The sequence below is a fragment of the Streptomyces sp. NBC_01515 genome (genome assembly GCF_045040345.1).
In the GTDB taxonomy this organism is placed as follows: domain Bacteria; phylum Actinomycetota; class Actinomycetes; order Streptomycetales; family Streptomycetaceae; genus Streptomyces.
This window is the reverse complement of record NZ_CP109416.1, coordinates 1,939,573-1,960,947: the sequence shown is the minus strand read 5'-3', so window position 1 is coordinate 1,960,947 and position 21,375 is coordinate 1,939,573. Positions and strand designations below refer to the sequence as shown.

Annotated in this window: 14 protein-coding genes; 6 read left to right on the top strand and 8 right to left on the bottom strand. The window is 70.5% G+C overall.

Annotated elements, in window-relative coordinates; all coding sequences use genetic code 11:
- Positions 1-132: 132 nt before the first annotated feature.
- The 3 genes from OG407_RS08560 (at position 133) to OG407_RS08550 (ending at position 4,451) form a co-directional block, all read left to right on the top strand.
- Positions 133-2,046 (top strand): N-acetylmuramoyl-L-alanine amidase, encoded by a 1,914-nt coding sequence (locus OG407_RS08560; protein ID WP_405856566.1) that lies wholly within the window; start codon positions 133-135, stop codon positions 2,044-2,046.
- 81 nt (positions 2,047-2,127) lie between these two features.
- The gene (locus OG407_RS08555; protein ID WP_403593228.1) at positions 2,128-2,562 is read left to right on the top strand and encodes an OsmC family protein; all 435 of its coding nucleotides are present in this window, start codon (positions 2,128-2,130) and stop codon (positions 2,560-2,562) included.
- Between the two features lie 218 nt (positions 2,563-2,780).
- On the top strand, positions 2,781-4,451 hold the full coding sequence (locus OG407_RS08550; RefSeq protein ID WP_405868333.1) for a hypothetical protein: 1,671 nt from the start codon (positions 2,781-2,783) through the stop codon (positions 4,449-4,451).
- Between the two features lie 82 nt (positions 4,452-4,533).
- On the opposite strand, the gene OG407_RS08545 is transcribed toward OG407_RS08550, so the two are convergent.
- The 6 genes from OG407_RS08545 to OG407_RS08520 all read right to left on the bottom strand — a co-directional run bounded on the left by OG407_RS08545 (position 4,534) and on the right by OG407_RS08520 (position 14,951).
- Positions 4,534-5,175: a cutinase family protein gene (locus OG407_RS08545; protein WP_405856563.1), complete on the bottom strand. Its 642-nt coding sequence runs from the start codon at positions 5,173-5,175 to the stop codon at positions 4,534-4,536.
- Positions 5,176-5,269: 94 nt separating this feature from the next.
- A complete protein-coding gene (locus tag OG407_RS08540; RefSeq protein WP_405856561.1) occupies positions 5,270-6,547 on the bottom strand; it encodes a PucR family transcriptional regulator in 1,278 nt (425 codons plus the stop codon).
- A 122-nt stretch (positions 6,548-6,669) separates the two neighbouring features.
- Positions 6,670-7,617, bottom strand: coding sequence for an alpha/beta hydrolase (locus OG407_RS08535; RefSeq protein WP_405856559.1), 948 nt, complete (start codon positions 7,615-7,617; stop codon positions 6,670-6,672).
- A 9-nt stretch (positions 7,618-7,626) separates the two neighbouring features.
- Positions 7,627-11,568, bottom strand: coding sequence for an acyltransferase domain-containing protein (locus tag OG407_RS08530; RefSeq protein ID WP_405856557.1), 3,942 nt, complete (start codon positions 11,566-11,568; stop codon positions 7,627-7,629).
- Positions 11,565-13,307 carry a fatty acyl-AMP ligase gene (locus tag OG407_RS08525; protein ID WP_405856555.1) on the bottom strand — a complete coding sequence of 581 codons (1,743 nt, stop codon included), beginning with the start codon at positions 13,305-13,307 and terminating at the stop codon, positions 11,565-11,567. Before OG407_RS08525 ends, OG407_RS08530 begins: the two co-directional genes overlap by 4 nt.
- A 69-nt stretch (positions 13,308-13,376) precedes the next feature.
- Positions 13,377-14,951 (bottom strand): acyl-CoA carboxylase subunit beta, encoded by a 1,575-nt coding sequence (locus tag OG407_RS08520; protein WP_405856553.1) that lies wholly within the window; start codon positions 14,949-14,951, stop codon positions 13,377-13,379.
- A 238-nt stretch (positions 14,952-15,189) separates the two neighbouring features.
- Between OG407_RS08520 and OG407_RS08515 the strand changes: the two genes are divergently transcribed.
- A complete protein-coding gene (locus tag OG407_RS08515; protein ID WP_405856551.1) occupies positions 15,190-16,866 on the top strand; it encodes a glycosyl hydrolase family 28 protein in 1,677 nt (558 codons plus the stop codon).
- 2 nt (positions 16,867-16,868) lie between these two features.
- On the opposite strand, the gene OG407_RS08510 is transcribed toward OG407_RS08515, so the two are convergent.
- Complete coding sequence (locus OG407_RS08510; protein ID WP_405856549.1) at positions 16,869-17,303, bottom strand: hypothetical protein; 435 nt, start codon at positions 17,301-17,303, stop codon at positions 16,869-16,871.
- Between the two features lie 268 nt (positions 17,304-17,571).
- Positions 17,572-18,822: a glycoside hydrolase family 125 protein gene (locus OG407_RS08505; RefSeq protein WP_405856547.1), complete on the bottom strand. Its 1,251-nt coding sequence runs from the start codon at positions 18,820-18,822 to the stop codon at positions 17,572-17,574.
- A gap of 777 nt (positions 18,823-19,599) precedes the next feature.
- On the opposite strand from OG407_RS08505, the gene OG407_RS08500 reads away from it, so the two are divergent.
- Positions 19,600-20,469 (top strand): carbohydrate ABC transporter permease, encoded by an 870-nt coding sequence (locus OG407_RS08500; protein WP_405856545.1) that lies wholly within the window; start codon positions 19,600-19,602, stop codon positions 20,467-20,469.
- A complete protein-coding gene (locus OG407_RS08495) occupies positions 20,453-21,367 on the top strand; it encodes a carbohydrate ABC transporter permease (protein ID WP_405856543.1) in 915 nt (304 codons plus the stop codon). Before OG407_RS08500 ends, OG407_RS08495 begins: the two co-directional genes overlap by 17 nt.
- Positions 21,368-21,375: the final 8 nt, after the last annotated feature.

Here is a 21,375-nt window from a genome sequence, read left to right as displayed (position 1 = left end):
AATCGCCGACTCGCGTTCCCGCTGCGGGAGTTGTGACATCCGGTGGGTGATGCTGGAGGCTTCCGCACAGTGGTTCGGGCAGGCGTCACCCCGCACGTCCGCCTCAGGGCACTACATACAAGGGAAAGATCCTTGCAGCAATCCTCACGTAGAAGATCACCCCGGAAGGTGCTGGCCGGGATCCTGGCCGGCGGCGCCGTGGCCGCAGGCTGTTTCGCCGTACTGCCGTCCACGGCGCAGGCCGCCCAGCCCCCGGGCGCCGACCGGCAGTCCTCCTTCGCCGACGCGGCGAAGGAGTTCGGCGTACCACTGCCCGTGCTCCTGGCCGTGTCGTACCAGGAGTCGCAGTGGGACGACCACGACGGGCACTACAACACCTCGGGCGGATACGGCCCGATGAACCTGACGGACGTCACCGCCAAGATGGTGTCCGGGGGCGCGGCGGGTGCCGCGGGCCGCGGTGACCTCGCCGAGCTGACGTCGGACCCGGCCCTGCACACCCTCGACGCGGCGGCGAAGCTCACCGACACCCCGGCGACGAGACTGCGCACCGACGACCGCGAGAACATCCGCGCCGGTGCCGCCCTACTCGCCTCGTACCAGCGGGAGTTGACGGGCAAGAGCTCCACCGACCCGGCCGACTGGTACGGCGCGGTGGCCAAGTACAGCCAGTCCTCCGACAAGAAGGCCGCGCAGCTCTTCGCCGACCGCGTCTTCAAGACCGTGTCCTCGGGTGCCTCGCGGACGACCGTCGACGGACAGCACGTCGAACTCGCGGCGCGGCGAGCGATTCAGCCCGAGACCCAGCAGCTGTCCGAACTGAAGCTGAAGACCGCCGCGACGGCCACCGACACCGAGTGCCCCGCCACGGTCGACTGCACCTTCCTCGCCGCGGCCGCCTCCAACGGGCAGGTCGCGGGCCGCCCGGGCGACGGCGTGCAGATCAAGTACATCGTCCTGCACGACACCGAGTCGTCCTACGACAACGCGATCAAGACCTTCCAGACGGCGGGCTCCGGCGACTCGGCGCACTACGTCATGCGGGCCTCGGACGCGGCCGTCACGCAGATGGCGCACACCAAGGACATCGCGTTCCACGCCGGCAACTACTGGTTCAACATGCACTCGATCGGCATCGAGCACGAGGGCTACGCCGCGCACGGTGCCACCTGGTACTCGCAGGCGCAGTACCAGGCGACGGCCGACCTGGTGAAGTACCTCGCCGCGAAGTTCGACATCCCGCTCGACCACGAGCACATCATCGGCCACGACAACGTGCCCGGCCCGCAGGACAGTTACGTGGCCGGCATGCACTGGGACCCCGGTCCGTACTGGGACTGGACGGCGTTCATGAACATGGTCGCCCCGTCGAGGGCGGTCCACGCGCAGAGCGCCGCCCGGCACGCCCCGAGGGTGGGCTCGGCGGTCACCATCAGCCCCAGGTTCGCGACCAACCAGCAGACCGTCCAGGTCTGCCCCGCCGACGACCCCACGGGCGCCACCACCGCGTGCACCGAGAGCACCGCACCCTCCAACCTCCTTCCGGTGCGCACCAGTCCGAGTGCGGACGCGCCGCTGTTCGCCGACCCGGCCATCCACCCCGGCGCGAGCGCGGGCACCGACTCGATCCACGACTGGGGCAGCACCGTCCAGGCCGGCCAGCAGTTCGTGGTCGCCGACGTCGACGGCGACTGGACCGCCATCTGGTTCAGCGGCGCGAAGGTGTGGTTCTACAACCCCCACGGCGTCAACACCTGCGCCGCGCCGGGCGCCACGATCCTCCACTCCGGCGACCAGGCCGCGACCCTCTACGGCTCCGGCTACCCGCAGGCGTCGGAGTACCCGTCCGGCCTGTCCCCGTCCACCCAGAAGCCCCTGACCGTCTACGGCTTCCCGGCGGGCCAGGCCTACGTCGCCACCCAACCCCCGGTCAGCGCCGACGACTTCTTCGTCTCGGGTGACACCTACGTCACCGGCGCCGCCAAGTACTACACGATCCAGTACAACCACCGGGTCGTCCTGGTCGACGCCTCGCAGGTCTCCTGAGCCAGCCGGTGCGGGCAGCACGTGCACAACCTGCCCGCACCGGTCGAGGTCTTCGGCAGCGCGCTCTGCGAGGATCTCCCCATGAGCGACAACCCCCTGCGCCAAGTCACCGTCGACCGCACCGCCCCCGGCCGCTTCACCGCGACCAACGCCCGCGGCGGCACCATCGACTTCGGTACCGCCGTCGGCGGCGGCACCGAGTTCACCCCGGTCGAGCTGCTGCTCGCCGCGATCGGAGGCTGCACCGCGGCCGACGTCGACGTGGCCACCACCCGGCACACGGAGCCGGACGGGTTCACCGTCACCGTGACCGGCAACAAGGTCAGCGACGACCTCGGCAACCGCATGACCGACCTCGCGGTCACCTTCGCCGTGACCTTCCCGGAGGGGGAGGCCGGGGACCGGGCCCGCGCGATCCTGCCGCGGGCGGTCACCGTCTCGCACGACCGGCTGTGCACCGTCAGCCGTACCGTCGAGACCGGCACGCCCGTCACCGCGACGATCAAGGACGCCTGACCCTCCCGTTCGCCGCGAGGTTCTTCGCGAGGTCCGCTGAGAGGTTCTCTGCGAGCAGGTGACAAGGACACAGGCGTGCGCTGCGTTCTTGTGAGCACCGCCTGATCCCGTGGTCCCGGCCGTCCTACGGTCCGGCCATGAACACGAGTCGCAGCAAAGGAAGTTCGCGGCGCGGAGCCGCGAGCACAGGACGTACGTGGCGCGGTGCCGCGCTCGCGGTGTTGCTGACCGCGGGCGCGCTCACCGCCGCCGCTCCGCAGGCCCAGGGAGAGAGCGCCCGCACCGAGATCCCGGTGGCGTCGACGCATCCCGCCGACGGTGTGGCCGAGTCGCTGGTGCGGGTCAAAGTGCCGTTGCCGCAGTCGTTCGGCGCCCGTCCGGCCGCGTGCGACTGGCTGTCGTATCTGCGCTACCGTTCCGCCGACGGCCCGAGCGCGTCGGCCGACGCCGACCGGATCCTCGTGGCCCAGCCCGGCATCCTGGAAGGGGCCGGGGCCTTCGACAGCGTCGCCCGCGACACGGTCGCCCAAGCCGCCGCGCAGGGACGGCACATCGAGTTCTGGGCCCTGGACCGGCGCTCCAACTGCCTTGAGGATCCGACCGGTATCGCCTCCGGCGACCAGCACACGGCCGTCGACTACTACTACCGGGGCAAGTCCGTCGGCGGCCGGACCTTCGCCGGGTTCGTCGGCAACGACCAGCTCGGCTGGATGGCCAAGCTCGGCATCGAACAGACCGTGCGCGACGAATACGACCTGCTCGTCGCCGAGTTGCCCGACCAGGGGCTGCGCAAGAGGAAGGTCCTGTGCGGCGGGCACTCCCTCGGCGGTGTCATCACCGGGTACTTCGCGGCGGCCGACTTCGACGGCAACCCCGCGACCACGGCGGACGCCGGGCAGAACCAGTGCGCCGGGTACTTCGCCCTCGACACGACGATCTCCACCGACCTGACGGACCTCAGCGGCAGCATCCCGGACGACACCAACTTGCCTGACATCGGGCTCGGTTACGCCGTCGTACAGGCCGGCCTCGACAGCGGCGTACTGTCCCGCTCGCTGTCCGCACCCGTGCTGCTCAACCCCGAGACGATGACCCTGCTCGCCATCGCCGGCCTGGGCGCCGTAAAGAACCCGGACGGCGAGGCGGACCTGCCGTCCTACCTCCCCTCCAACGTCAACATCGAGGCCACGAACCGCTTCCTGTTCTCCAAGGACGCCGCCACGTTCCTCACCGGCTCACCTGCCGTGAAGGACTTCCGGCTCACCAACGACGCCGTGCTCGGGTCGCTCATGGACGACAACTCCGTGCCCCTCGCGTTCCTGCAGAGCAGCGTCGGCTTCTTCGACGGCGGCCCGATCGTCGACAAGAACTTCCCGGTCGCCAACGGGAGTTCGGACCAGTCGCAGCTCGTCGGCGTCGAGTACAAGGCGATTCCCGCCCAGCCGCACGGGCCGCTCTACACCTGGCGCAATTACGACCGTGTCGGCGCCGCCGACGACCCCGGGTACCGGTCGGCCGACGGCACCCCCTTCACCAACGCCTCCAAGGAGGTCACCGACATCCACGAACTGGCCCGCAGCATGGGGGAGCAGCCGCTGGACTTCACCGAGCAGTACTTCCCGACCAAGCTGGTCACCGACATCGAGCTGGCCACCTCGCCGCAGGTGAAGCAACTCCTCGTGCACCCGGGCGGGTTGACCGCCAACCCGACGCTCACCGTCCTCGCGGGCGACGGCCTGCTCGCCGGTCACATCCCGGCCGGCCTGCACCCCGTGATCGCCCCCGGCTACCAGCACCTCGACGTGATGACCGCGGCACCCGTCCAGAACAACGGCCGTCCCGAGGTCGTCTCCAGCAACCTCGCCGCGTTCGCCCTGTCGCCCAAGTAGCTCTCCCCGCGAACCACTAGGGCCCAGGAGGATCAACTCCCGGGCCCTACCGTGTTGTCGTGCTCTACAGCGTCGCTACGGCTCAGACCTTGCCCGCCGCGAACGTGGCCGCCGCGTCCGCGTCGGAGGTGTAGCCGAGGTGGGCGAGGACGTCGGTTCCGCCGTTCTGGCAGATGGGGTCACCGTTGGCGCAGAAGTCGATGGTGCGGCTCTGATAGGTGCCCGTGACGCTCTTGCCGAGGGCCCGGATCGGGTTGCCGAACAGCAGCACGGCAGCGACCTTCGGCTCCACCACTGCGGGGATGGTCGCCACGATCGGGCTGCCGACCACCGCGCCGGCGCTGCTGATTCCGATGGAGTTGTCGACGACGTTCGCGCCCTGCGAATAGCCGACGAGAATGAAACGCTGTTGGGGGCAGGCCGCCGCTTGTGCGTTGACGTGATTCACCACATCGAGGTTTCCCGTCGCGGCGGACGTCAGGGAAAGGTCGGCGGGATAGTTCACCGCATAGCTGGAGAGAGTCTTTCCGGTGATTTTCTTCTGGAGCGCGGAGAACACCGGGTCGCCGACGATCAGGCCGAGTGTGCCCGGCTCGAAGGTGCCGCGAGCCGCCACGACGTCGAGGTCCGAGCAGGTGGCGGCCGATGCGGTGGGTGCGGAGAGGGTGGCGAGCCCGGCCCCGCCGACCAGCGAGAGCGCGGCGAGGCATAAGCGAATACGCATGGGAATCCTTTGAGGGTGGGGCGCTTGCGGCGCCTGTGGAAAGGACTGTCCCGAAGGTATTCGCGTTCCCGTTACCGGTGTTATGGACGGGAATTCAGAAACTCTCGCTGTTTTTGTCGCCTCGTGAGTCTCGGTCACCGCCTCGTGATTCGCGGTCGCCCTCCCGCAAATCCGCCGAACGCAGCGCGAGGATCAGATCCAGCCGGGTGCCGGGATCGTGCAGCGACGCACCGAAGAGTTTCTCCAACTGGCGCAGGCGATAGCGGACCGTCTGCGGGTGGATGTGGAGCCGGGCGGCGACATCAGGGACGTTGCTGCCGCTGAGCAGCCAGGCGAGCAACGTCTCGGCCAGCCGCGGGCGTTGGCCCTCGGAAGCGGCGTCGAGCGGTGCCAGGGCCCGCAACTCCAGCTGGGCGAGCAGCGGTTCGTCGCTGTGCAGCAACAGCGTCGACAGATGGTCGGCACACAGCACCACGCCCTGCCGGGGCAGCACCCCGCGGCCCATCAGCCCCAGCGCCCGCGTGGCCCAGTGCAACGACCGCGCGGCCTCGACGACCGGGACCGTAGGACCGATCGCCGCCGGACGGCCGCCCAGGCCGAGGACGAACGACCGCCCGCCGAACCGGCCGTAGCCCTCCGGGTCCGGCACCAGGACGCGCGGCGGCCGTGACTCCATGTCGGCCAGCGCGCCCGGCATCGCCGGTGGCCGGTCCTCCGCGCGCGGGTCAGCGGGGCCCGCCAGCGCGATGACGGCGACCCGCGAAGGCACTCGCCACCGCGCGCCGTGCGCCAGGTCCTGCAAGGCCTCCGGGCCCACCGGCCCCTCGCCCAGCAGGAGTTCGAGCAGCCGTCGGCGCCGCCGCTCCACCTCGTCCGTGCTGCGCGACTGCGCCTCCGCGTACCCGGCGGCGGCCGCCTCCGCGACCTCGTGCACGGTCCGGAACGCCAGCTCGCCCAACGCGGCCACCACCGCCGAATCCAGGCCGAGTTCCTCCGCCGTACGGCCCATCAGCCGCCACGCGTGCAGCCCGCCCACGCGGATCGCCGACTGAAGCGCCTCCAGGCTGCGGCCCTCCAGGGCCTCGCCGCGCCCGAGTTCCGCGTAGTACGCCGCCGCCATCGCGGCGTTCTGGCCGTGCGGGTCCGCGATGTGGTCGACGAACAGCGTGAGCGCCTGCACCACCCCGGACCTGAGGTTCTCGCGATAGGTCCCGTCGGCCGGCCGCGTGTACTCGGGGACATGTCTGCGCACCACGTCCTCCACCTCGGCGGAGACGGCGGCGAGTTGGGCGCGCAGCAGGTCGGCCAGGTCGGGCGGAACCAGCGCGGTTCCGGGCTCGGTGGGTACTCCGCGCGGGGTGGGGACAGCCACGACGGACACTCCTTTCCCCCGGAGGCGGCTCGCCCACGGACTGTTGCCCGTGGGACGAGGGGGACGTCCCGTGTTGGACGGTCGTCCCCTGCGCTCCGTTCCGTGCCCCGGCTGCACCGACATCACTCCGGTAGCCCCAGCGCACCGGCGAGCATCGGCCACGAGGTGGTGAACTCCCCTTTCCAGTAAGCCCAGCTGTGGCCTCCTCCCGAATAGAAGTGCGTGGTCACCGGAATGCCGAGCAGGGCGAGAAAACCGGTGAAACTGTGTGCGGAGGGCCACAGCAGACTCTCCAGCACCTCGGGCAGCCAGTCGCCCGAACCCCCGGCCACACCACTGCCGTTGGACACGTACAAGGGTGTCCCGCGCAGTCCGCCGGCCCGCGCGCGCGGATTGAAGGCCTGCCAAGTCGGCAGGTCCAGAAGGGGATTGCCCCAGAGGGAGCTGGGTGCCAGATTCTCGCGGGCCACGATGGCGTCCACCAGCGAGGGCACCCCGGGAGCGGTGGTGTCGAGGATGCCGCTGTACGACGCGGCGGCGGTGAACGCGCCCGGGTGACGGGCCGCGTGCGCCATCGCACCGTAGCCCCCGGTGGACACCCCGGCGACGGCCCGCACACCGGACGCCCGGTAGTCGCGTGCCAACAGCGCCGGAACCTCCGTGAGTTGGAAGGTCTCGTAGTCGGGACCGTCCCGCCACGCGCTCGGGATGCCGGTCGGTCCGGCGTCCGGCATCGCCACGATCAGGTCGCGGCCCGCGGTGAACGCCTCGATGTCCGTCTCCCGCGTCCAGGACGTGTAGTCGTCGTGCGCCCCGTGCAGCAGATACAGCACGGGATACGTCCGCCCGGGCCGCGCGTCGAAGTCCGACGGCAGGATCAGCCGCACCGGCGCGGTGCGGCCCAGCGCGGGCGACGACACGGACACGTCGAACGTGCGCGCAGAGATCTGCGTCGCGGCCCGGGCCCGGCCCACGGCGGCCGTGGCACCGAAAAGGAGGGCAAGTCCCGTGGCCGCGGTGGCCCTTGTGACAGCGCGTCGGGACATCCCGTGGGGGTGGTGGTGCGGCATGGCGGCTCCTCAGGCTGGTTCGGCGGGTCCCTCCGGAGAGGCGAGCACCCGCCGCAGATGGGCGGCGATCTCGTCGACGTACGGCGGGTCGAGCAGCGACAGGTGGTGCCCCGCCACCGGCACGACCGTCAGAAACGGGCACACCTCGTCCCAGCCGAGCGCGTCGTCGTCCCGTTCGTACGCCGGGTCACGCACGGTGTGCGGAGCCGGTTCGGTGGCCCGGTACAGCACCACCCGCCCCTCGTACGGGCCCGGTTGATGCGCCTCGCCGATCCGCAGATCCAGGTACGAGGCACGCTGGTGCTCCAGCGCGGCGGGCGGCACGTTCACGACCCCGCGCAGGGTGCGCAGCACGAGGTCGATGCGCTCGTGGTCGTCGTCCAACGCCACGAGTTCGTCGTAGGGCAGGGGGAGTTGGACCCCGTGCGTGTCGGCGATGTGCCGGGCGAAGCCCGTGAGGTGTGCCCGGATGCGGTCGGCGGGGGTGCGGTCCGGCTGGGGGAGGGGCCGTACGGAGTCGACGAGCACGACGAGCTCGACGTCCCGCCCGGCGGCGGTGAGTTGGCGCGCCGTCTCCTGCGCCACAAAGCCGCCGAAGGACCAACCGGCAAGCACACAGGGCCCGTTGGGATGAGCGGCAGTGATCGCCTCGGCGTAGCGGCGGGCCTTCTCGGAAACGGTGTGGGCGTCCTCGATCCGGTCCAGTCCGTGCACCGGCCGGTCCTCGCCGAGGCGTTCGGTGAGTGCGCGGTAGACGTCGGTGGTCCCACCGGCGGCGTGGAAGAGGAAGAGCGGCGCGAGATGGGGCGGCGCGTCGGTCAACTGACCTATCCGGTCCGCCACTTCGGCGACCGTGGCGGCGTCGAACAGCTCACGCAGGTGCAGCTCGACACCGAAGTCGCGTTGCAGGGCGGTACGGATGCGGACGGCCATGAGGGAGTCCAGGCCGAGGTCGGTCAGTGCCGTGGTGGGGGTGATACGGGCAGCCGGGTGGCCGGTGACGGCGGCGATGTGATGGCTGACACGGGCGGTCACCGAGTCTTCTACGGCTGTTGGGCTCGGCTCGCTCCAACGCTGTGCGGCGGGCGCTAGGACGGGAGTTCGGCCGTCGGTCCACCAGTACCTGACGTGCCGCCAGCGCGGTGCGGGGAGATCGATGACCCGGCCGGGCGGCAGGGGCAGGTTCAGTCCCGCCGCGTACAAGGACCCCAACTCCCTGAGAAACGCGGCGGATCCGCTCGCATCGCGGCGCAGTGTGCCGACGGTGAGGGCACCGGGCACGTTGTCGGCGATGGATCTGGCCAGGACCGGATGCGGCGAGATCTCCACGAAGGCGGTGTGTCCGTCCGAGGCGGCGGCGAGGGCCCGGTCCAGGCGTACCGGGCGACGCAGGTTGGCGGCCCAGTGACCGGCGTCGAACTCGCAGACGCCGCGCGGGTCTTCGAGGACGGTGGAGTAGACGGGGATGCGTGGCGATCGCCCCTTGACGTCCGCGAGGGCCTCGGTCAGTTCCGGCAACAGCTGGTCCACCTGAGGCGAGTGCCCGGCGCCGACGACCCGCATGACCCGGGCGGCACGCCCCCGTTCCTCCAGCCGACGCACCAGCCGGGCGACCGCCATCTCGTCACCGGTGACGACCTTCTGCCGAGGCGAGGAATGGACGGCGACGTGCACACCCGGGAAGTCCCGCTCCAAGGAGGTCAGTTCGCCGTCATCCAGGTCTACGACGGCCATCGCGCCCCCGTGCAGCTGCCCCAGCAGCCGCGCCCGTACGGCGACGACCCGGGCCGCGTCCGCCACGTCCAGCGCCCCCGCGCAGACGGCGGCGGCCACCTCGCCCAGGGAGTGGCCGATCACGGCGACCGGCTCGACACCGTACGACCGCCACAACTCGGCGAGTGCCAACTGGACGCCGAACAGGACGGGTTGAGCGACGTCCAGGCGGTCGAGTTCCCCGGCGGAGACCAGGTGCTCGTGGAGGGAGAAGCCGAACACGTCAGCCACCTGCGCGTCGAGCTTCTCCACGGCGGCGGCGAAGGCCGGTTCCTCCAGGAACAGTTGGCGCCCCATGCCGGTCCACTGGCTGCCGTATCCGGAGAACACCCAGACCGGACCTCGCCCTACGAGATCACGGTCACCGGTCACCACGCGCGCATCCGGGCTGCCTTCCTGGGCCAACGCGCCCAGCGCATCAGCCAGTTCGCCACCGTCACGCGCGACGACCGCAGCGCGAACAGGCCCGCGCCCCACCCGTCCGGCGAGCGTGCGCGCCACATCGGCGGGACGGGCGGCGCTCCCTTCGGGCGTACCGAGCCACGCGGCGAGACGGGACGCCGTGTCGCGGACCCGCTCGGTGTCGACGTCGGAGAGGAGATGGAGGCGCGCGGCGGACTCATCCAACGGGGGCAGCGCGGGCCGCCATTCCTCCAGTACGGCATGGGCGTTGGTGCCGCCGAACCCGAAACCCGAGATGCCTGCGGTGGCCGTACCTCCGTAGCGGGGCCATGGTTCGGGCTCGGTGACCACACGCAGCCGTGCGTCGTCGAGGGAGTCGCCGTGCAGTGAGGGCGGGACCAGGTCGTGGTGGAGGGCGAGGACCGTCTTCACCAGGCCGGTGATGCCGGCCGCGGATTCCAGGTGGCCGAGGTTCCCCTTCACCGAGCCGAGCAGCAGCGGCTGTTCGGGGTCACGGCCGGCGCCCAGTACCGCACCGAGCGCGCCCGCCTCGATCGGGTCGCCGAGCGGAGTGCCGGTGCCGTGCGCCTCGACGTAGTCGATGTGGGCCGGGGTGAGTCCGGCCCGTGCGTACGCGGTGGTCAACAGGGCTTGCTGGGCAGCCGGGTTGGGGGCGAGCAGGCCGTTGGAACGGCCGTCGGAGTTGACGGCGGTCGCGCGGATCACCGCGAGGACACGGTCGCCGTCCCGTTCCGCGTCGGACAGCCGCTTCAGCAGCACCGCCGCGCAGCCCTCACCGCGTCCGATGCCGTCGGCCAGCGAGGAGAAGGGCTTGCAGCGGCCGTCCGGGGCGAGGGCACCCGCTCGTTCGAAGGCGACGCCGACGACGGGGGAGAGGAGGACGTTGACCCCGGCGGCGATCGCCGTGTCGGTCTCGCCGGTGCGCAGGCTGACGCAGGCCTGGTGAACGGCGACGAGGGAGGACGAACAGGCCGTGTCCACCGCCAAGTTGGGGCCGCGGGTGTCCAGCACGTACGCCAGTCGGCCCGACGTCACGCTCAGTGCCGCGCCCGCCGGGGCCCACGGGTCGACGGCGTTCGCGTCGGCGCCGGTGAGCTGTCCGTACTCCGGGGCCGAGACGCCGACGTAGATACCGGTCGCCGTACCCGCCAAGGAAGTTGCGGGCACGGCGGCATGGTCGAGGGTCTCGCGGACGACCTCCAGGAGGATGCGTTGCTGGGGGTCCATCACCGCGGCCTCGCGCGGAGTGATGCGGAAGAAGTCGGCGTCGAACCCGGCGATGTCGTCCAAGTAGCCGCCGTGCAACGGTGTTTCGGGAGGCGGGAACGCCGTGAAGTCGGCCCATCTGTCCTCGGGGACACGTCTGATCGCGTCGACGCCGTCGAGCAGCAGTTGCCAGTAGTCGGCCGGTCCGCGCACCCCGCCGGGCAGTCGGCAGCCGACCCCGATGACCGCCACCGGCTCGCCCGGCGCCACAGCAACAGGGGCCTCCGGTACGGCAGTTCGCGTGGCCGTACCGCATACCCGCTCCACCAGCGCGTCCACGGTCGGCGCCTCCCACAGCAGGGTCGCCGGCAGCTCGTGGCCCGTCAGCGAGGACAACTCGCCCGCCAGCACGACCGCGTCCCGCGAGGACATGCCGAGGTCGGCCAGGGGGCGGTCCAACGGGACGTCGTCGACAGGGGTGTTGTTCCACTCGGCGGCCCGTTCCGCGATCCGGCGGCGCAGCAGCGCTCTCGTGTCGGCGGCCGTCATACCGCGGTCTCCGCCGTGTAGGCGCCCTCCAGATAGCGGGTGCGGGTCAGGGCCCGGGACACCTTGCCGCTGGTGGTGCGGGGGACCGTGCCGGGTGCGACGAGGACGACGTCGGCGAGCCGCAGCCCGTGCCGGGCGGAGACGGCCGCGCGTACGGCACGCGTCAGGGCCGGTACGTCGATGTCGGCGAGGCTGGTCGTGCGCGCGTGCTCGGCGACGACCACCACGCGCTCGCCCGCGCCGCCCGGCACGCCGAACGCGGCGAGCCGGTCGCGTCGTACGGCGTGATGCGCGTCCTGGGCGGTGGCCTCCACGTCCTGCGGATAGTGGTTGCGGCCGTCGACGACGATGAGGTCCTTGAGCCGGCCGGTGACGATCAACTGCTCCTCCAGCACGGTCCCGAGGTCGCCGGTGCGCAGCCAGCTGCCCGGCGCCTCCTCGCCGAGCACGGCGCCGAAGACCCGCTCGGTCTGCGCCGCGTTGTTCCAGTAGCCGCGCCCCACATTGGGGCCCTGCACCCAGATCTCCCCGACCTCCCCCTCGGCCAGTACGGCATGGGCGACCGGATCGACGATGCGCACCCGTTGCCCAACTGGCGTTCCGCAGGCGGCCAGTAGCACGGCTCGCGGGTCCTCGGGCCGTGCGGGCAGGGCCTTTCCGGCGGCGAGCGCGTCACGGTCGAGGGCGAACCGGCCGAGCGGGCGGCCGGGCCGGGCGGCGCTGACGAAGACGGTGGCCTCGGCGAGCCCGTACGACGGACAGTGCACCTCCGCCGCGAGACCCTGCTCGGCGAACGCGGCCTGGAAGCGGTCGGCGGTGCCGGGCCGGACGGGTTCGCTGCCGTTGATCAGCGCGGCGACCCCGTCCAGCCGCAGCCCCTCCTTCTGTGCCCCGGTGACGGCGGAGGCGCAGTAGTCGTAGGCGAAGTTGGGCGCGGCACTCAGCGCCTGCGGATGCGCGGCCAACAGCCGTAGCCAGCGCGCCGGTTCGTGCAGGAACGCGGCCGGGTCCATGAGCACCGACAGCAGGCCGCGAACGACCGGGGCCGCGACGCTCAGCACGAGCCCCATGTCGTGGTAGAGCGGCAGCCAGCCCACGCACGTCATCGGATGCGCGTCGGCACCGTAAGCGGCAAGCGCCTGGCGGGCGTTGGCGACGACGTTCGCGTGCGTGATCTCCACGCCGGCCGGAGCGCGCGTGGAGCCGGAGGTGTACTGGAGATAGGCGGTCGCGGCCGAATCCGGTTCCGGTGCCTGCCAGTTGAGGGCGGCGGAGTCCGGGACCTGGTCCGCCGCGAGGACCGTCACCTGTGCGCGCTCGCAGAAGTCCGTCACTTCGGGCAGGGCGCGCCCGGTGGTCACCACCACCGACGGGCGCGCGTCCCCCAACACCCCGACCAGCCGGTCGCCCTGCCCCGGCAGACCGGGCGGATACAGCGGAACGGCGACCATCCCGGCCGTCAGCGCGGCCAGAAAACCGGTGATGTAGTCCGTCCCCTGCGGGCACAACAGGGCGATCCGCGAACCGGGTTCGGCGTGTTCGGCGATCCGGGCGGCCAGTGCCCGTACCCGCAGATCCAGCCGCTGCCAGGTCAGAGTGCGGTGCACACCACGGGAGTTGGGTGCCGGGTGGTCGACGAATGTGAACGCCCGGCGGTTCGGGGTGAGTTCGGCCCAGTGCCGTACGTACTCGGGCAGAGTCCGGTACGCGGGCGCGAGCGGGGGGCGGCGGCTGTCCATCGGGCGTGACTCCTCACATCGCGGAACATCGCGGTGTCGGCTGACGAGCGAACGAGGTGAACAGGGCGGTCAGAGCGGGATGTTGCCGTGCCGCCGCTCCGGCATCGGGGCACGCTTGCCACGCAGTGCGCGCAGGGCACGGCTGACATGGACGCGGGTGTCGCGCGGGGCGATCACGTCGTCGACGTACCCGCGCTCGGCGGCGAGGTACGGCGTCCCGTGCGTCGACTCGTACGCGGCGACCAGGTCGGCCCGCAGCGCCTCGGGGTCGGCGGCGGCGGCGAGTTGGCGCCGGTGCAGGACGCCCACGGCACCCTCCGCGCCCATGACGGCGATACGGGCCGTGGGCCAGGCGAGGTTGAGGTCGGCGCCGAGATGCTTGGAACCCATCACCGCGTACCCGCCGCCGTACGCCTTGCGCACCACCACGGTGACCTTCGGGACGGTCGCCTCGGCGTACGCGTAGAGGAGTTTGGCGCCGCGCCGGATGATGCCGCCCCGCTCCTGGCGGACGCCGGAGAGGTAGCCGGGGACGTCGGCGAAGGTCAGCAGCGGGATACCGAACGCGTCGCAGAACCGTACGAACCGCGCGGCCTTCTCGGAGGCGTCGATGTCGAGGACACCGGCCGAGTGCAGCGGCTGGTTGGCGACGACCCCGACACTAGCCCCCTCCACCCGGGCCAGCGCGCAGATGATGTTCGGCGCGAACAGCTCCTGTACGTGCAGGAGTTCACCGTCGTCGACGACCGCGTGCAGGATGTCCCGCATGTCGTAGGCCTGGCCGAGCCGGTCGGGCACGACCGCGTCGAGCGGCGCCCCGTCGGCGACGGAACCGGGCGCGTACTCGGGTGGCCGCTCCAGGTTGTTGGCGGGAAGGTACGACAGCAGGTCGCGTACGGTGTCGAGCGCGTCGCCCTCGTCGGCGGCCAGGAAGTGGGCGTTGCCGTTCACGGAGTTGCTGGTGCGGGCGCCGCCCAGCTCCTCGGCGGTGGTGCGTTCACCGGTGACCGCCTCGATGACGTCGGGCCCGGTGACGAACATGTGCGAGGCGCCGTCCACCATCACGGTGAAGTCGGTGATCGCGGGGGAGTACGCGGCACCGCCCGCACACGGGCCCAGGACGACGGAGATCTGCGGGATCACCCCGGACGCCTTCACGTTCCGGCGCACCAACTCGGCGTAGAGAGCGAGGGAGTTGACGCCCTCCTGGATGCGGGCGCCGCCGGAGTCGTTGAGGCCGACGACCGGGCAGCCGGTCTTCAGGGCGAGTTCCATGAGGGCCACGGTCTTCTCGCCGAAGGCCTCGCCCATGCTGCCGCCGAAGACCGTGGAGTCCTGCGCGAACACGCAGACCGGCCGTCCGTCGACCGTGCCGTACCCGGTCACGACCCCGTCGCCGTAAGGGCGTTGGGCACCGTCGCCGACCGCCCGGGCCCGCACGAAGGCGCCGGTCTCGGCGAACGAGCCCGCGTCCAGCAGCCGTTCGATGCGCTCCCGCGCACCGAGCGCGCCCTGTCTTCTCGGCGCGGCCGTGGCAACTGCCCGCGCCCGACGGTGTTCCAGATCGCCGATGCGTCCGGCGGTGCCGTCCGCCGCGGGTGTCACTGCCGTCAGGGATGTCGTCGCCTCTAGCGTCACAGCCACCTCCGAAGTGGTTCTCGAATATGGCAGCGATTCGGGAGCGGACCGAGGGATCGCCTTTCTGTTTGCGGGAGTTGAGTCCCGAGCGACGGAGGTTCGTCCTGAGGTGACAAGGGAGTGACGCCGACCCGGCACAGCACATAGGCGTCTGCGGTCCAGACCATTAGTGTGGTCATGTCACTGGCAACGTTTCCATCTCTTCTTACGTGCCCCCACCGATGTGACTACAGGAGGACCCCGGATGAGATCGTCGATGAGCCGGCCGTTGATCGCGGCCGACAGACGGCTGTTGACCGCGGCCGGCGGAACCGAGAACCGCGTACTGCGCCCCCTGGCCCTCGTGTTGACCGCCCTCCTGCTCGGCGTCGCGGCGCTCCTCGGCGCCCCGCAGTCCGCACAGGCCGCGGCGGGCGCGGTGTCGGCGTACCCGGTCCCGTCCATCTACCCGGCGTCCACCGACTACAAGTTGACCGTCAACGGCACGTCCGTTCCGGTCACCAAGTACACCGGCTACGACATCGCCCAACTCGCCCTCGGTACGGGCACCGCCACCCTCTCCGTGAGCAAGCTCAACAACACGGACATCGGCGCGTACAGCATCAGCCCGCAGAAGCTGGGCATCACGGGGACCGTCAGCGGCCCGACCCTCACCTTCACCGTCCAGAACGACGAGTACCTGATCGTCAAGCTCGACGGCCGCCCCAACCTGGTCATCGCCGCCGACCCCGCCGAGACCAACCGCCCGGCGACCAGCGGCACCGGCATCTTCAACGTGCGGAGCGCGCCCTACTCGGCCCAGCCGAACACCGGCGCCTACACCACAACCGCCTTCCAGAACGCCCTCGATGACGCCGCCGCGTACGGCTCCGCGAACGGCACGCAGGGCATCGTGTACGTCCCGGCCGGCGTCTACACCCTCGGCAACCTGTACCTGCGCAGCAACCTCGCGTTCTACCTCGCGCCCGGCGCGGTCCTCCGCTACACGGGCGAGGCCGGCCACTATGTGGTGACCGGACACAAGACCTCGCAGGGCCGTGACCTCACCTGGTTCATCTCCACCCGGTACTCCTCGACGAACATCAAGATCTACGGCCGCGGCATCATCGACGGCAACGGCCAGGCCGCGCTCGCGCCCTCCAACCTCGGCGTGAACCTGCTCGCCCCGATCTACACGAGCGGCTTCACCGTCGACGGCATCACCTTCCGGGAGTCCAGCAGTTGGGCGATCATCCCGCTGCGCTCCTCGGACATGACCTTCCGCGACATCAAGATGTTCAACAGGTTCGACATGGGCGAGAACGACGGCATCGACGTCATGGAGTCCACGAACGTCACCGTCGACCACGCGATCGGCATCGGCCTCGACGACCCGTTCAGCACCAAGACCTGGCCCGACGTCGCCGACATCTACAAGAGCGTCCCCGGCACCGCCCGCCCGCTGGACAACGTCACCTTCAACGACCTTGTCTCCTGGACCTATTGCTACGGCGTCAAGGTCGGCCAGGGCGTCTACGAGTCGCAGAACAAGGTCACCTTCCAGCACGTCGTCGTCTACGACGCGGCCGTCGGCATCGGCGTCCACCACAAGTACGGCACGGCGAGCGCGACCAACCTCAAGTTCGACGACATCGACATCGAGCGGCTCAGCTTCAGCAACGACGGGAACCGGACCTGGCTCGCCCTGATGACCGGCAGCACGGCGGGCATCGGCCCGGTCACCGGCGTCACAATCTCCAACGTCCGTGTCCGCAACGCCGGTACGACCGCCGCACGCGTCAACGGCCTTCCCGGAGCGCCCATTTCAGGCGTCGCACTGAGCCACATCGTGATGCCCGGAAGCACCACCGGCGCGACCACCCTGAGCCAGGTCAACCTCACCAACCTCTCGGACTACGGCAGCCTGACCATCACTCCCTGAGGTCAGACGGCCAGGGGAGTCGCTCCCCACGGTTCGGCCCAGTCGTGGACGAGGGTCTCGGGGCCGCACCGCCAGCGACGTGGAGCGGTGGTGGAGAGCCTGCCGAGCGGCTCGACACCACCGGGTGTCCCGCCGTCCAACGCGAGCCGTACGGCCGCCACGAGATCGCCGTCCGTACGGTCCGTGCGGACGGCGGGATCCACCGACACGAACAGGGCCGTACCCGAGTACCCCCAGTTCCGGAACCGGGTCATGTCCTCGGCGATCGCGTCGAGCGCCACGTCCAGCGAGGGATCGAGCGGGAAACCGGAGTCCCTGAGCACGCCGGGCCGGACGGCGCCGGTCTCGGTCCGCGACAACAACGGCCGGAACCACAGCCCGGGCCGAGCGCCGATCTCCGCGACCCGGGCGGCCACCTCCGCCATGTCCTCGAACACGCCCGGCAGCCTGGTGTCCCAGGGCCCACCGACCGTGGAACCGCCACCCTGGTCCAGTCGTCGTCGATCACGCGGTACGGGCGCACGGGATGCCCGTCGGCGTACTCGACGATCGTTGTTGGTTCGGTTGGGCGCGGTGGTGCCGAGGCTCAGGGGGTGAAGCCGAGCCGGAACAGGTCGCGTGGCAGGGGGAGTTCGTAGCCCGGGCGTGCTCTTTTGTGCGGGCTCGGTCGACGCCCGATCACCAGCCCCGGTGACTGCCGCAGCGTCACGCCGCCCCGCCCCCCGCCCCCGACCCACCAGGCAACGCCCGCGGATGCACCGGAAAGAAATGCCGCACCCCACCCCCGCACACCTCCAGCGCAAGCTCGCAGAACATCGCGTTAGCCCAGCCGAACCAGTCCCGCGTGAACCGGCCCGGCGCGTCGACATGGAAACTCTCGTGCATCAGACCGGTACCGGCGGTGGTGGCGGCCAGCATCTCCAGGGCCCGAGCCGCCTCGTCCGCGCTGCCGGTCAGGCCGGCGGTGGCGATGGCCAACGGCCAGATGTGCCGGTCCGGTGTGTGCGTGCTGCCGATTCCGGACGCGTAACTCCCGCTGAAATAGGAGGGGTTCGCTTCGGAGAGCGCGAAGCGCCGAGTGGCCCGGTACAGCGGGTCCTCGGGGGCGCACCAGCCGCTCAAAGGCAGGCTCAGCAGGCTCGGGAGGTTCGCGTCGTCGCCGAGTAGGGCCGCGCCGAGGCCGTCGACCTCGTAGGCGAGGACGGAGGCGCCGTCTGCCTCGACTACCCCGTGCGCCAGGATCCCGGCGTCGATCTCGTCGGCCAACCGCCAGCATTCATGGGCGAGTTCGGTGTCGTCGAGGACCGCAGCCGCCAGCTCCGCGAGTCCGTGCAGGCTCGTCGACGCCAGCGCGTTGGCCGGGATCAGGTAGCCGTGGACGCACGCGTCGTCGCTCGGGCGGAAGCCCGACCACGTCATCCCGGTCCAACCGACCCGCGCACCACGGCCGTTGAAGGGCAGGCTGTCGCCGGCGAAGGGGCCGGACGGCCGGACGAACCGGTAGGGCCAGTGCGCGTGGGACTGCTCGGCCCGCCACAGCCGTACGATCAGCCAGGCGGCGCGGTGGAACGCCTCGTCGAGATGGTCCTCGCGGCCCGTCGCCCGGCGGAGCGCGTACGCGAGCTGCAACGGCGCGCAGAGGGAGTCGAGTTCGTACTTGCGCTCCCACACCCAGTCACCCGGCGTGGGCAGATCGCCGGGTTCGCCGTGCGCGCCGGTGGGGCCGTCGTTGAAGGCGTTGGCGTACGGGTCCAGGAGAACGCAGCGGATCTGGCGGCGCGAGACGGCGGCCAGGACGTCACCGACCTCCGGGTCCGTGGCCACGGCGAGGTAGGGACGGACCTGCGCCGTACTGTCCCGCAGCCACATCGCCGGAATGTCGCCGGTCTTCACGAACACCTCCAACGGCGCGTCCGACACCCTGGCCGTCAACCCGTGCGCCGAACCGTCGGACATCCCGCCCGCCAATCCGTTCGCCGCACTGTCCGACATCCCGTCTGACAACCCATGCGCCGGGCCTCCCGACATCCCGGCCGCCGTCCCGTGCACCGCACCGCCCGACACCCCGCCCGGCCCCCCGCGCGCCGAACGCCCCCGCAATCCCCCCGCCACGCCGCCCGGCAGATCGCTCGCCAACCCACGCGCCGGACCGTCCGGCAATCCACCCGCCGGACCACTCGACACCCCGTCCGGCAGACCGCTCGCCGGCCCACCTGACGGCCCACCTGCCGCACCCCCCGAGAAACCGTCCGACAGACCCCCCGACACCCCGCTCGCCGAAGCCCCCCAACTCATCGACGTAACCCACGTGTTGGTCAGGCACCGCTCGACGATCTCCCCCGCCGGACCACCCCGCAACTCACCGGCCAGCCGCCGCCCGAGCGTGCTCAGCGACTCCGGAACTGCCCACACTGTTCCGGATGTTGATCCGGGAAACGTTACCATCGCGCCTCTTGACTCCCTCATGTGGCGTGCGCCACGGTGTGATCGCCAGGGAATGGAAACGTTACCTTGAGTGGGCCGACGACCACCAGACGGTCGGGTCCGCGCGATCCGAGTGATCGTCAACTCCTCGGAGGAAGAAGGTGAGCGCGTGTGACAGCCGCTCCGCACCAAGAGACGCGAACCGCCGTACCGCCCGTCGACCGGCCGCCCGGCCGGGGGAGTCCGGGGCGTCTCGGACGACCCTGGCGACGACCACCCAAGAGGTCCTCGGACACCCTGGCCGCATACGTGTTCCTGGCACCCGCGCTCATCGGCTTCACGGCGTTCGTCGTCTACCCGCTGTTCCGGTCCGCGTACTTCGCGCTGACGACGTACAACGGACTGACGGACCCGAAGTTCGTCGGCCTGGACAACTTCCACCGCATGTTCACCACCGACCCGTCCTTCTGGCCCTCGGTGCGCGCCACGCTGCTGCTCGTCGTGCTGTACGTGCCGTTGTCATTGGCGATCGGGCTGGCCCTGGCGGTGTTCTGCAACCAGCGGATGCGGGGCGTCGGCCTGCTGCGCACCCTGTGCTATCTGCCGGTCGTACTGCCCGTGGTCGCCACGATCACGCTCTGGAAGTTCGTGTTCAACCCCCAAGTCGGCCTGGCCAACCAGGTGTTGAGCTGGCTCCACCTTCCCACCAGCGAGTGGCTGTCGGGGGACGACTCGGCGATGCCGTCGATCGTGATCGTCATGCTGTGGAGCGTCGGCTCCACGATGATCATCTTCCTCGCCGCGCTCCAGGCCGTCCCCACCGAGCTGTACGAGGCGGCCAGGCTCGACGGCGCCGGGCCCCGCACGGTGTTCTTCCGGATCACCCTGCCGCTGATCAGCCCGATCATGATCCTCCAGGTGGTCCTGCAGATGGTGACGGCCCTCCAGGCGTTCAACCAGCCGAAGATCCTCTCGCCGGACAACCAGGGCGGCCCCGGGTTCAGCACCAGGACCCTGATGCTGTCGATCTACGACAACGGCTTCCCCCGGCTCGGGCAGGTCTCCCAGTTCGGCTACGCCTCCGCCCAGGTGTGGGTGCTCTTCCTCGTCATCGTCGTCGTGATCGCCGCCACCGCCCGCTTCTCGTCGATTTGGACCTACAGTGACCACGTCTCCTGACGTCACCGGGGCGCCGACGACCGCGCCGACACCGGCCGCCCCACCGACGAAGCCGCCCCGCAGAGCCGTACGCAAAGCATCCTGGTACGCGACCGCGCTGCTGATCAGCTCGGTGATGATCCTGCCCATCCTGTGGATGCTCACCGTCGCGCTGAAGGGCCCCTCGGCGGTCTTCGAGGTCCCGCCGAAACTGCTGCCGCACGAGTTCCACTTCAAGAACTTCATCGACGGCCCGAAGGTCATCCACTTCCCGCGCCTGCTGCTCAACTCCCTTGTCATCACCGGGCTTTCGGTGATCGGCGGGGTGATGACCTCGATGATGGCGGGCTACGCGCTGGCCCGGCTGCGCTTCCCCGGCCGGAAGGTGTGGTTCTACGTCTTCGTCGGCAGCATGCTGCTGCCCCCGGTGATCGGCATCATCCCGCTGTTCCAGCTCTTCAAGGACATCGGCTGGTATGACACCTGGCTGCCACTGATCGTCCCGGCCTTCCTCGGCGGCAATCCGCTCTTCATCTTCCTGGCCCGGCAGTACTTCCTGTCGATCCCGCACTCCATCGACGAGGCGGCCAAGGTCGACGGCGCGGGGCACGTCCGGATCTTCTTCAGCGTGATGCTGCCGATCACGAAGCCCGCCTGGATAACGATGTCAATCCTGGCCTTCCAGATGTCCTGGAACGACTACCTCAACCCGCTGATCTACCTGTACTCGTCCCAGAAGTGGCCGCTGAGCGTGGGCATGGCCTCCTTCGTCACCCAGTTCGCCGGCCAGACCCCGGACTGGAACCTCTACATGGCCACGAACCTGCTCTACATGCTTCCGCCGCTGATCGTGTTCTTCGTCGCCCAGCGCTACTTCATCCAGGGCTTGAGCGCCCTGGGCACCGTCAACCAGCGCTGACCGGCGCC